The 12102-nt window shown below is 48.5% G+C and carries 11 protein-coding genes and 1 riboswitch; of the genes, 9 read left to right on the top strand and 2 right to left on the bottom strand.

The window, feature by feature from the left end:
* Positions 1-40: 40 nt before the first annotated feature.
* Complete coding sequence (locus D5E69_RS12340) at positions 41-1546, top strand: phytoene desaturase family protein (protein WP_048003768.1); 1506 nt, start codon at positions 41-43, stop codon at positions 1544-1546.
* Between the two features lie 45 nt (positions 1547-1591).
* Here the strand turns inward: D5E69_RS12340 and msrA are convergent, their stop codons facing one another.
* A complete protein-coding gene (gene msrA, locus D5E69_RS12335; protein ID WP_048003767.1) occupies positions 1592-2122 on the bottom strand; it encodes a peptide-methionine (S)-S-oxide reductase MsrA in 531 nt (176 codons plus the stop codon).
* A gap of 28 nt (positions 2123-2150) precedes the next feature.
* Positions 2151-2705, bottom strand: coding sequence for a PadR family transcriptional regulator (locus D5E69_RS12330; RefSeq protein WP_048003766.1), 555 nt, complete (start codon positions 2703-2705; stop codon positions 2151-2153).
* A gap of 166 nt (positions 2706-2871) precedes the next feature.
* Positions 2872-3053, top strand: a riboswitch (cobalamin riboswitch).
* 106 nt (positions 3054-3159) lie between these two features.
* On the opposite strand from D5E69_RS12330, the gene D5E69_RS12325 reads away from it, so the two are divergent.
* The 8 genes from D5E69_RS12325 (at position 3160) to D5E69_RS12290 (ending at position 12102) form a co-directional block, all read left to right on the top strand.
* A complete protein-coding gene (locus D5E69_RS12325) occupies positions 3160-4110 on the top strand; it encodes an ABC transporter substrate-binding protein (protein WP_048003765.1) in 951 nt (316 codons plus the stop codon).
* Positions 4073-5131: a FecCD family ABC transporter permease gene (locus tag D5E69_RS12320; protein WP_048014437.1), complete on the top strand. Its 1059-nt coding sequence runs from the start codon at positions 4073-4075 to the stop codon at positions 5129-5131. Before D5E69_RS12325 ends, D5E69_RS12320 begins: the two co-directional genes overlap by 38 nt.
* Positions 5128-6615, top strand: coding sequence for an adenosylcobinamide amidohydrolase (locus D5E69_RS12315; protein WP_159129733.1), 1488 nt, complete (start codon positions 5128-5130; stop codon positions 6613-6615). Before D5E69_RS12320 ends, D5E69_RS12315 begins: the two co-directional genes overlap by 4 nt.
* Positions 6612-7049 carry a hypothetical protein gene (locus D5E69_RS12310; RefSeq protein ID WP_159129732.1) on the top strand — a complete coding sequence of 146 codons (438 nt, stop codon included), beginning with the start codon at positions 6612-6614 and terminating at the stop codon, positions 7047-7049. Before D5E69_RS12315 ends, D5E69_RS12310 begins: the two co-directional genes overlap by 4 nt.
* 242 nt (positions 7050-7291) lie before the next feature.
* The gene (locus D5E69_RS12305; RefSeq protein ID WP_048003761.1) at positions 7292-8245 is read left to right on the top strand and encodes an LCP family protein; all 954 of its coding nucleotides are present in this window, start codon (positions 7292-7294) and stop codon (positions 8243-8245) included.
* A gap of 169 nt (positions 8246-8414) precedes the next feature.
* The gene (locus D5E69_RS12300; protein WP_159129731.1) at positions 8415-9518 is read left to right on the top strand and encodes an endospore germination permease; all 1104 of its coding nucleotides are present in this window, start codon (positions 8415-8417) and stop codon (positions 9516-9518) included.
* On the top strand, positions 9515-10954 hold the full coding sequence (locus D5E69_RS12295) for a spore germination protein (protein WP_048003759.1): 1440 nt from the start codon (positions 9515-9517) through the stop codon (positions 10952-10954). Before D5E69_RS12300 ends, D5E69_RS12295 begins: the two co-directional genes overlap by 4 nt.
* A complete protein-coding gene (locus tag D5E69_RS12290; protein ID WP_159129730.1) occupies positions 10951-12102 on the top strand; it encodes a Ger(x)C family spore germination protein in 1152 nt (383 codons plus the stop codon). The genes D5E69_RS12295 and D5E69_RS12290 overlap by 4 nt, the downstream gene beginning before the upstream one ends.

Raw genomic sequence — 12102 nt, 5'->3', positions numbered from 1 at the left:
ATGGGTAGCGGATAAACCTGATATTGAAGGAGGAAGAAGTATGAAGAGAAAAGTAGTCATAGTAGGAGGAGGCATTGCAGGGATGTCGGCTGCCATTAGGCTGGCGGCAGAAGGTCATGCGGTGACCATACTGGAGAAAGGGGAGCGTCTCGGAGGGAAACTCAACCAGCGTAGCGGAAAAGGATTCACCTTTGATACAGGTCCTTCGATTCTCACCATGCCGTGGGTGTTGGAAAAAGTGTTCGCCCATGCGGATCGTGATATTCATGATTATATTGAAATCGTCAGGGTCGACCCGGGCTGGAGGACATTTTTCGAAGATGGGAAGGTCATCGATCTGTCAGCAGATCTTCCCACCCTCCTTGCTGAAGTCAAAAAGCAATCTCCTGAAGATGCGGAACAACTGTTTCAATACCTATCCTACGGCAGTAAGATGTACGAGCTGACAATGAAAAGCTTCTATAAAAAAAGCATCAGCGGTCTCCAGGATTTGAGGATGATGCATGGGGTGAAGGAGCTTATCCAGATGGATCCAATGAAGTCGATGGATGCCGCCACACGCAAGTTCATCAAGGATAAGCACCTGCGGCAACTGTTCAATTTCTTGATCATGTATGTGGGATCATCTCCTTATCAATCCCCTGCCATCATGTCCCAGTTGACTCATGTTCAATTGGGTATCGGAGTCCACTACGTTAAAGGCGGAATGTATAAAATCGCAGAAGCGATGGAGAAACTTCTCGGCGAGCTTGGTGTCGAGGTAAGGCTTCGCTGTGAAGTGGAGGATATCGTGACGACGGGAAGCCGGGCAGAAGGCGTACGAACCAAACTAGGTGAGGTGGTTCCGGCAGATCTTGTCATATCCAATCTCGAGGCGATCCCTGCCTATCAATCACTTCTCGGTGAGATGCCAGAAGCCAAAAGGGAAGTGGAGGAACTCGCCAAGTATGCACCGTCCGTATCTGGCTTGGTGATGCTCCTCGGCGTCGACAAGACGTATGACCATCTCTCTCATCATAACTTTTTCTTCAGCGAAGATCCGAAGAAGGAATTTCATCAAATTTTTGAAGAAAAGAAGATGGCGGATGATCCCACGGTCTATATCGGAATCTCCTCCAAAACGGATCCGTCACAGGCCCCGGCAGGAAAAGAGAATCTCTTCGTCCTCACCCATGTTCCTCCATTGAAAAAAGGTGAAGACTGGAGCCGGCATGAAGAGGCATACAGGGAAGTGATCCTGAATAAGCTGGAGCGCATGGGCGTGAAAGGGCTCAGGGACCATATCGAATTCGAATACACCTTCACGCCGAATGATATCCAGAAGCTTTATGGGTCAAATGGCGGTTCAATCTATGGAACGGTGACGGATCGGAAGCTGAACGGAGGCTTCAAGGTTCCGAATAAAAGCAGGATCCTGTCAAATGTATATTTTGTGGGGGGATCGACCCATCCAGGTGGAGGGGTGCCGATGGTTTCTTTGTCCGGACAGCTGACGGCAGAGCTGATTCTCGACGAACAAGCGAAAGACGGCAGGGCCACCGGGTAAACAAAAAGGCAGCACGGGTGAAAACACCCGTGCTGCCTTTTTGTTTCATTTTTTCCAGTTTTCTTCGATGAATTCGTCCCTTCCGGACTTCGCGCGGTCTTCCTTGTACTCATCAGGATTCGTTTTGTAGAAGTCCTGATGGTAGTCTTCAGCAGGATAAAAAGGGGATGCTGGAAGAATCTGAGTCACGACCGGCTGTTTGAACCGACCGCTTTCTTCAATCTGTCTTTTTGTTTCTTCTGCTGCATTGCGCTGTTCTTCATCATGATAAAAGATGGCCGTACGGTATTGATCACCGCGGTCCTGGAATTGCCCGCCATCATCCGTTGGATCGATTTGTGGCCAGTACAGCTCCAGAAGCCGTTCGTATGGGAAAAGCTCAGGATCAAATGTAATCTGAACCGCTTCATAATGACCGCTGTTTCCTTCTTTGACTTGTTTGTATGTCGGGTCCTTGATGTGACCCCCTGTGTAGCCGGAAACGATTCCGTGTATACCTGGGAGCTCATCGAAAGGCTTCACCATGCACCAGAAGCATCCTCCCGCGAATGTTGCCAAATGTGTATGTGCACTCATCAGTTCTTCCTCCAAATCATAGTAGTAGTCAAGATTCCGTATCCTCAGGAAGGGAATGAATCTCCTTGATCGCCCAATCACACCAGTCGACATACATCTGCGCGTACCTGATCCCATACTCTGCCGTCAAATACTCTCCAACCTGCCCATAACCGGGCTTATTGCCCTGAAACATTTGTTCCTTCCACTGCCCGGTCCCGGTGACCACCATTTCGTTATGCGCCTTCATCCGTTGAAGAAGAGAGATGGCTTCTTCTTTTGAAATGACGTGAAAGGCAGATGTCTTGATCAGGAATTCATCCTTGATCTTGGCTGGTTTGCTCTTTGTATGAATCATCCATTCTATCAGGTGGCGTTCTCCGTCAGAGGTGATGGTATATACCTTCTTATTCGGGCTGCCTTCCTGATAAACGATGTCATGAGTGGTCAGGTGCTCTTCCTCCATCTTCCCGAGTTCCTTGTATACCTGGGAGTGGGTCGAGCTCCAATAGTAGATTTGCTGGGTTTTGAATGTATGGAACAGGTCGTAGCCCGTCTGAGGTTGCTTGGCCAATAAACCGAGCAATGCATATCGAATAGACATAAAAAAACTCCTTATCATGTTGACGCGCTGGGCCATTGAATCTCGTAATAAGGTCCATTATATCATGAATGGGCTCTCAAAGCCCTTCCAAGACGGCGCTCGAGCTGCAGGATGTGAAAAAAGATTCACTATCCTTGTAAACTTGTGTATAATTCTCAGTGGATAATCTTACATAAAGATCATGGGTGAAGCGCTTGACGCCTCATAATAGGGAAGCCGGTTCAATTCCGGCGCGGTCCCGCCACTGTAAATGGGTTTGCTCCTTCAACGCCACTGTTTCGATGAAATGGGAAGGCGGAGGAGCGCATACTCATGAGCCAGGAGACCTGCCCATGTTCTGATCACACCGATCTACGCGGATAGAAGGGTGTACGGTGCTTGATGCATTTTACACTAACATCCCTGTTGAAGGGATGTTTTTCTTTCGCCTGGAACGAACAAGGAGGAGAAACGATTGAAACATTCAATCAAGATCGTATTAGCCCTGTTCCTAGCGCTTGGATTATTGACAGCATGTGGAACGACAGACAACAAAGCAGAGGAAAAATCCTCTGAAAAAAGCAGTGAATCCGTATCCGAACCGGTCACGGTAGAGGACGCACTCGGGGATGATATCACCCTGGAGAAAGCACCTGAAAAGATTGTCACCCTTATCCCAAGTAATACGGAAATCCTTTTTGAACTGGGACTCGGTGAAAACGTCGTCGGGGTGACCGATTTTGATAACTATCCGAAAGAAGCTGCAGATATTGAGAAGATCGGCGGAATGGAATTCAACGTCGAGAAGATCGTAGGGATGAAACCCGATCTCGTCCTTGCCCATGAATCCACGGCTGTATCAGCAAAAGCCGGTCTGGACCAGATCAGGGATTCCGGTATTCCTGTTTATGTCGTACGTGATGCATCCAGCTTTGATAAAGTCTATACGACAATCGAGAATATCGGAAAACTTGTTGGGGAAAATGAAAAGGCGGAAAAAGTCGTTTCAGACATGAAGGATGGAATTGAGTCCATCAAAGAAAAAACCGCTTCTGTAAAAGATAAGAAAAGCGTATATGTGGAGGTTTCCGGGGAACCTGAGATCTATTCCACCGGCAAGAATACCTTCGTCGATGAAATGCTTGCAACCATCAATGCCGACAATGTGATGGGAGATCAGGAAGGATGGATCAATGTAAGTGAAGAAGACGTCCTCGCAAAAAATCCTGACGTCATCATCACGACATATGGTGAGCAAGCCGTTCAACAAGTCCTTGATCGCAGCGCGTGGAAGGATGTACAAGCCATCAAGGACGAAGAAGTGCACGATGTGAACACCGATCTTGTGACGCGTTCAGGTCCAAGGATCGTAGAAGGAGTAGAGGAAATTGCCAAAGCGGTCTATCCGGAGCTATTCAAAGAATAAAATTTGGATCAGTTACGCTGCGTCCCTTGCTTTCCTTATCATCTCTATCCTGGTAGCCATCTCTGTCGGTACGATCCGGGTCCCGTTCATGGATATCCTCCAGATCATCGGGGCAAAAATGACTGGCAGAGATGTTCCTCCAGAGGTAGATCAGATGTTCATTAATATCGTTTATTCCATCAGGCTTCCAAGAGTCCTGTTGGCCCTGATCGTAGGAAGCTCCCTTGCTGTTGCGGGAGCTTCTTTTCAAGGTCTCTTGCGGAATCCCCTTGCCGACCCATACACGTTGGGTGTTTCCTCGGGGGCATCAGTGGGGGCGGTGGTCACGCTCTTCTTCCATTTGACGATCCCGTTCATCGGTCCGTTCACGCTTCCATTTTTGAGTATCCTGTTTTCCGTCGTGACCATTTTTATCGTCCTATGGTTTGCCCAAAAGGTCGAAAGGACGATGAAGGTGGAAACGATCATCCTGACCGGCATCATCTTCAGTTCGTTTCTGGGGTCCTTCATTTCCCTCATGATCGCACTAACAGGGGAGGAATTGAGGCAGATCATCGGATGGTTGCTCGGGAGCGTGTCCATGAGAGGATGGGAGTATGTGGGAATCGTCCTGCCATTCTTCGTGGTCGGCGTCCTCTTGCTGCTGCTCAATGCCAAAGAGTTGAACGGGATGAGCTTCGGGGAGGATCAGGCTCGCTACATCGGGATATCCGTCCAGAAAAGGAAGCTGCTGATCCTTATCTCCGGAAGTATACTCACGGGCGCGGCTGTAGCCGTTTCGGGTACAATCGGGTTTGTCGGCTTGGTGGTGCCCCACTTCCTTCGCAGGATCGTCGGTCATGACCATGTCCATCTCCTGCCACTATCCGTACTGACAGGTGGAGGATTCCTCGTGCTGGCCGATCTTGTATCGCGGACCATCATTGCACCGACTGAGCTGCCTATCGGAGTCATCACTTCTCTGGTGGGTGCCCCGATTTTTGCATATATACTTCTGAAGAAAAGGAGGGCATCCATATGATGAAGGCAGACCGCGTATCGGTCGGGTACGAAGGAAGGAAGGTCGTCGACGGAATCAGTTTCTCCATCGGGGAATCGGAATTCTTTGGCATACTCGGTCCGAACGGAAGCGGTAAGACGACGCTATTGAAAGCCATGACGGGTCTTCTACCGTTGCTGGACGGGACAATCGAGATTGCCGGAAAATCCATCGATGCATACAACGCCAAGGAGCTTGCCCGCATGGTAGCCGTCCTTCCACAGCTTTCGGGAGACACTTTTTCCTACCAGGTGAAGGAAACCGTCATGCTTGGCCGGTACGCCCATCAAAAAGGCTTCCTCAAGACGGTTTCCGAATATGACGAAGAAGTGGTGGGACGCGTCATGGATCAGACAGGGGTTGGGGTGTTCAAGGACAAATACCTTCATGAGCTCTCTGGAGGGGAACGGCAACGGGTCTTCCTTGCACAAGCCCTTGCCCAGGAGCCGAAACTATTGCTGCTTGATGAGCCCACCAACCATCTTGATCTATCCTATCAGAAATCCCTGCTCGACCTCATTAAAAAGCAAACCCTCGAAGATGGCCTGACGGTGATTTCCATCTTCCACGATCTTAATTTGGCGAGTCTCTACTGCGATCGCCTCCTGTTACTGGAGGATGGTAAAACGAAAACCATCCATCTGCCTGAAGAGGTGCTCAAAGAAGAAAACATCGAGTCAGTATACCGTACGAAGGTACAAAAGCAAGCCCACCCTAGCGTTGCCAAACCTCAAATGATGATTATCCCCCAATCGGAAACATCATCTCGTGTCAAGATGGGTCCTCAACATCTTTCCATAGGGGAAAGCGTGATTCATTATGCATCCCCGACCCCTTTGAAATGCATGTCTTCTGGGATATGTGGGGCCGGTATCGGGTGGCATGCCGATTTCATCAATCGGAGGGTGCCACCGACTTATGAACATGTTGATTATGAAGGGGACATGCGCCGCTTCATCCAAGAACATGATCTCGAACCCTCACGGACGGTCGGCATGATGACGGCGCTCGACCTCTCACTGGTAGCCCATGGGAGATACCAGGATGGGGATAAGGCAGTATTCATCGTCGTCACGGCAGGGACCGGCAATGCCATTGATGTTTCGACAAGTTATCTCCACCCGTCCGCCCCGGCCCCCGGCACCATTAACCTGTGGGTTTACATCGAAGGGAATTTGACGGATGAAGCGTTTATTGAAGCGCTCGTTACATCCACGGAAGCAAAAGTCAAAGCGCTCATAGATGAAGGAATAACCGATCCACGTACTGGTGGAAGTGCGACGGGTACACCTACGGACAGCATCCTCGTCGCTTCAACCCAAACCGGGGATAAGGATCATTTCGCAGGTCCTGTCACGACCATCGGAAAACTCATCGGCCGGGGGGTCCATGAGGTGACAAGGAAAGCAATCCAGAACTATAAGAATCATAAAAGAGGGGGGAGTGAATGGAGGGACTTCGTATGAATAAGCATGCTGTCTTTATTTTCTTCCTGCTGCTGGCTATTCCCGCAGGGCTCATGGATATCCCGACCCTTGGTGTTCAGTTGACGATGATCAGCCTGCCGCCACTCCTTGCAGCCTCCTTCCTCGGTACATACAGAGGAATCCTGGTCGCCGCAGTCGGAGCTGTGAGCCTTCTGATTATGGATGGCCATGGAACGTCATCATTAACTGAGATCGCCTTTCTATTGATAGCCGTATGGCTATTCGGGGTCATTTTCAGCAGATGGAGAGCTGAAGCGGCGGCGATTGTCTTCTTCTGCGTTTACGGCTTACTCTGTCCATTGATCATTCAGATCATTGGATACAGTCCTCATTTTGTGACGTTTTGCCTATCCGCCATCCTGAGTCTGACCATCGCCCATTTTGTGTATGGTTTCTTCAAAGGAAAATCATGAGCTTTCTTCCCTCTGTCACAAGTTGTACACATCCGATGTGGGGGTATGAATTCCTGAAGAAAAAGTACTAATATCATACTTACTTTTCCAATTCTTTATGATAGAATAGGATTTCGACTGAACATTTTAGTGGGGAAATCTGCTAGACTATCCATTAACTAAGGATTGTAGATTTGAACCTCCTATATTATCATTCAGACATCCAGCATCTGTAATTGAAAGTCACAAAAGTAGGTGAGGAAATGGATTCGCGAATCAATCGCAAAACGAAGAAGAAAAAACGCGGTAGAAAGATCATATTATTGTTACTGATCATCATCCTAGCTGTCGTTGGATATTCGGCTGTTCAGTTTTACAGTGGGTATAAAGCGGCCGGCGGAGATCAAATAGACGAGAATTACGAGTTTAATGGTGTGAAAGACGAAAATGGTCGGATCAATATCCTGCTTCTCGGGGTGGACAGCAGGGGGGAGGAAAAATCCCGTACTGATTCCATGATGATCGCTCAAGTCGATCCAAAGACCAATGAAACAAAAATCGTGTCCCTCATGAGGGATATGTACGTACAGATACCTGGATATCAAGGGTACAAGTTGAATACAGCGTTTTACCTTGGTGGACCTGAACTTCTCCGCCAGACCATAAAAGAAAACTTCGGCATCGATGTTCAATATTATATGATTGCTGACTTCAAAGGATTCGAGAAATCGGTGGATATCCTTGCACCGGACGGCATCGAGATGAATGTCGAGCATGCCATGTCCAAAAACATCGGTGTGTCACTCGAGCCGGGCGTCCAGAAGCTGAATGGAAAGGAACTGTTGGGCTATGCCAGGTTCCGCTATGATGCCAAATCGGATTTCGGACGGGTGGAACGTCAGCAAGAAGTCATTTCTGCACTGAAGGATGAAGTCCTCTCCATCGGGGGAGTGACCAAGCTTCCGAAGCTGGCGGGTTCTGTACAGCCATATATCCAAACGAATATGTCCAAGATGGATCAAATTTCGATTGTCAAAGATGTGGTGATGGGCAGCGATAAAGAAATCGACAAACTCACGCTTCCTCTTGAAGGGACGTATACGTTCGCAGACTATAGCGGCGTCGGCAATGTGATGGAGGTCAATTTCGAAACGAATTCAAAAGCGCTTCAGGACTTCCTTAATGGGAAAAGTTCTGACGAAGTGAAAGAACAATAATGACGAAGGACCAGCCTGAGGGCTGGTCCTTTTTGTGGTTTATGACTGTGGATCCACGTCGTTATAACAAGAAAAAGCTGAATCACTTCATCCGGTTTCATCGTTTTAAGGAATCGTTTTTCACCTACTGGGGAAACTTGAAAAAACAACCAAGATTCCGGAGGCAGACATGATCAAACTTCAGCCCGTACTCATTCCCAGACAATTAAGCTTATTGATCATCCTTTCGACCGGCTTGCTGAGTCATGTGATGCTCATACCCGATATCCTTCAGGCTGCAGGACGCGATGGATGGGTGAGTGTCCTCACAGCTGTCCCATTCTTATTCCTCATTATCCTTGTCATAAAGTATACGATTAAGAATTCCCCCAAAGGAGGGATGATGCGCCATATTCTGACTGAAGGCAGACCCGTTGTCCGGATCTTGTTTTTCACGCCGATCTGCCTGTTCCTGTTCATCAGCGCCTACATCACATTCATTGATCTCGTCATTTGGCTCCAGGCATATTTTTTGGCTGATGTATCGAGATGGCTCATCATGCTCCTCATGGGAGTTTCCTGCTTCATCTTCACCTGGGCGGGGGTAAAATATATGGCGGTAGCTGCAGGACTGCTGCTGCCGATCGTCATGCTTCTCGGGATCTTCATTGCCATCACGAATACAGATATGAAGGATCCCTCGCTGCTATTTCCGATCCTCTCTGAAGGGTGGTCACCAGTGCTCAAAGGAAGTTTATACGTGTTGAGCGGTTTCATGGAATTGTATCTGATCCTGCTGTTGCATCCTTTCAGTGAAGGAGAGTTCAAACTGCACCATCTGCTTGTTCTTGGACTGATCCTTTTCATTCTCATCATGGGACCCTTATCGGCCGCCATCATGGAATTCGGGCCATCGGAGGCAGCGAGTATGCGTTATCCGGCTTATGATCAATGGCGGATCATGGGGATTGGAGAGTTCATTACACACATGGATTTTTTTGCCCTCTATCAGTGGCTGTGTGGCGCCCTGATCCGCATTGGTCTTTTTTTGTTCCTTCTTGGTAGCATCTTGAACCGCAATTTAAGGAGCACAAGGGTATCCTGGAAGGTTGTGGTGCCAATCTACTTGATATTCTTCATGATCATGTGGATCAACGTAGATACCTATCATTTTTACTATGCATTGTATCACTGGTTTTTCCCCGCCACGGTCGCACTCTTCAGCATATACATCCTGGCTACTGCCTGCTATGCAAGGATTCTTGCGCACAGAAAGAGAGGAGTGAGCTCATGATGAAGGAACGGTACAGCCCCATTGAGTCCAAACGGGTGGAACTGAAGGAACTATTCAGTTCCAGTGATGATTTCCAAGCCAATGATCATCTCTTTGAGGAGGGCGAGTGTGAGCTGATCTATATTGACAGCCTGGTGAAGCGTCAGTATCTTGATCAATATATCCTCCCTGAACTGGCGGTAGCAAGCTTCCCTGTCGACCATCTGAAAAAGGCGTTCCAAGGGGAGGACGTCACGGATAGGAGCAGTGAACAACTGGCCGATCTGTTGTTGGAAGGGAAAGCACTATTCTTGTTCCCAGAAGGGATCACATCTCTTGAAGCAGCGGATCTACCGAAGCGTGCGCCTGAGGAATCCGCCTTGGAGACGTCCATTCGGGGACCGAAGGACGGCTTTGTCGAAGATTTGAATACAAATATCTCACTTGTGAGAAGAAGGCTCTCTTCCCCGGCACTTTCCATAGAAAAACGGACTATCGGGAAGAGGAGCAAGACGAATATTGCCATCCTCTACCTGAAGGATGTGCTCGATCAGCGGATCTTGGACGAGCTTCATGAACGCCTGGACAGGATCGATATCGATATACTGGCAAGCAGTCACGAACTTGAGTCACTCATTGAGGATCATCCTTACTCCATTTTTCCAACCCTGGATTATACGGGGAGACCGGACTATATCGTAGAGAGCCTCAACCAGGGCAGGTTTGCCCTCATGGTGGATGGAAGCCCGACCGTATCGATTGCGCCGGTCAATCTATTGCTTCAGGTGAAATCACCAGAAGATATGAACATCAATTACTTCTTCGTTTCACTTGAGCGTCTATTGCGGGGGGTGGCAGTCATGATATCTGCCTTTCTCCCCGGTGTGTGGGTCGCCTTTTCTGCGTATAATATCGAGCAGATCCCCTACCCGCTAGTGGCGACGATCTCCACGTCCCGATTCGGTCTGCCGCTCTCGGCACCTCTAGAAATGTTTATTGTGCTTTTCCTTTTCGAATTCTTCAACGAAGCAGGCATACGCCTGCCCCGCGCCATCGGGCAAACGGTATCGGTACTGGGAGGGTTGATCGTAGGGGATGCAGCCATCCGCGCCGGCCTCACCTCACCAACGATGCTCGTGGTCGGTGCCATCACCTATATCTCATCCTTCACCGTGGTGAATCAATCGTTAAAGAGCGGACTGACAACCCTCCGTTTCATCGTCTTATTGATGAGTACGCTGTTCGGGGTTCTCGGCATCCTGCTCTCCTATATCCTGACCATCCTCTACTTGGCGTCCAAATCCTCGTTTGGGTCTTTGTATCTCGGATCGGTTGCACCGATCAGCGGGACAGAAGCCCTCAAATCTTTCCTCCGGCTCCCGATCCAGTTTTACAAAACAAGAACGAAGTCCACGAGTCCAAGGGACAAGACGAGGGAAGGAGGGGACAACCAATGAAGAGGGTTGTTTTACTTACTGCCGTCATGTTGGTACTGACAGGGTGTTCCGGCCTTAAGAACATCCAGGATCTCAGCTATATCGTGGCCATTGGAGTGGACTATGACGAAGCAGAAGAGGAGTTTACCATCTATCTTCAAGGGTTGAACTTCTCAAACGTGGCCAAGCAGGAAGGAACCCGTTCTTCTGAACCGATCCCGAATCTGATCGGGGTCTCCAAAGGGAAGACCATCAATCTTGCTGTCGGGAAGCTGTATAAAAAGTCGAAACCTACGCTATTTTATGGACATATCAAGTCCGTGGTGGTCACAGAGAATGTTCTTCAACATACATTCGATGATGTGCTGGAAGTGTTTGGGCGTAATCGTTCATTGCGACCCAACCTGTTGATTTTCTCAACGAATGAAAAGCTCGATGAAGTGTTTGCAGCCAAGGGTCTGTATGATTATCCCCCGATTTATACTGTTCTCCTGACGGAAGAGAACCACGAAAGCCTGAGGGAGGAAATCGGGGGAACCAGTCTGATGAGATTCCGGAGGGAGTATAATGAACCGATGGGAGCTGCGATGCTTCCAATCATCAGCATTGATCGGCACACCTGGAAAGGTGACGATACGAATGCTTCTCTGATGATCAGTGGGTTGGATCTTTTCCAACACGGTGCATATCAAGGCAAGGTTTCAGGGGAAAAGGCCATCTTCACGAACTGGCTGAACAGCAGTAAAAGTAAGATCAATTACGATCTGTACATTGATGGAGATCTTGTGGCCGTGTTTTACATGACGGCAGGCAGCTTGAAGAAATCCTTCCACGGAGAGGAGAAAGATCCTGAATTCGATCTTAAACTGAACGTACAGGCGGAACTTGTGGAAATCATAAAGAGCACCTCTTATGATCGCTTGAAGGAAGCACTCGGAACATCCATCGAAAAAGATATAAGGGACCTTTATGAGTTTGGGATCAGGGAGGAGACGGATCTTCTTCATGTAGGAGACGGATATTACCGTCGTCACCCCAAGCGATATAAAGAATTGAAAAACCACTACGCGTTCTTCCTGGATTCCAAGTCCTTACAAGGAACCGATGTGAATGTGAAGATCTCTAACTTTAATACGTATAATTATGAAAAAGAAAAGAAGTTTGATTGA

Origin of the sequence: Rossellomorea marisflavi, assembly GCF_009806575.1 — a bacterium.
Lineage (GTDB): Bacteria > Bacillota > Bacilli > Bacillales > Bacillaceae_B > Rossellomorea > Rossellomorea marisflavi_A.
This window is presented reverse-complemented; position numbering and strand designations above follow the sequence as displayed.

What these genes read in the sequence shown, in the direction of transcription:
- D5E69_RS12330 (WP_048003766.1), bottom strand. Translation starts at nt 2,705, where the DNA reads ATGTCTATTCGATATGCATTGCTCGGTTTATTGGCCAAGCAACCTCAG.
- D5E69_RS12295 (WP_048003759.1), top strand. Translation starts at nt 9,515, where the DNA reads ATGATGAAGGAACGGTACAGCCCCATTGAGTCCAAACGGGTGGAACTG.
- D5E69_RS12305 (WP_048003761.1), top strand. Translation starts at nt 7,292, where the DNA reads ATGGATTCGCGAATCAATCGCAAAACGAAGAAGAAAAAACGCGGTAGA.
- D5E69_RS12310 (WP_159129732.1), top strand. Translation starts at nt 6,612, where the DNA reads ATGAATAAGCATGCTGTCTTTATTTTCTTCCTGCTGCTGGCTATTCCC.
- D5E69_RS12315 (WP_159129733.1), top strand. Translation starts at nt 5,128, where the DNA reads ATGATGAAGGCAGACCGCGTATCGGTCGGGTACGAAGGAAGGAAGGTC.
- D5E69_RS12290 (WP_159129730.1), top strand. Translation starts at nt 10,951, where the DNA reads ATGAAGAGGGTTGTTTTACTTACTGCCGTCATGTTGGTACTGACAGGG.
- D5E69_RS12340 (WP_048003768.1), top strand. Translation starts at nt 41, where the DNA reads ATGAAGAGAAAAGTAGTCATAGTAGGAGGAGGCATTGCAGGGATGTCG.
- D5E69_RS12300 (WP_159129731.1), top strand. Translation starts at nt 8,415, where the DNA reads ATGATCAAACTTCAGCCCGTACTCATTCCCAGACAATTAAGCTTATTG.
- msrA (WP_048003767.1), bottom strand. Translation starts at nt 2,122, where the DNA reads ATGAGTGCACATACACATTTGGCAACATTCGCGGGAGGATGCTTCTGG.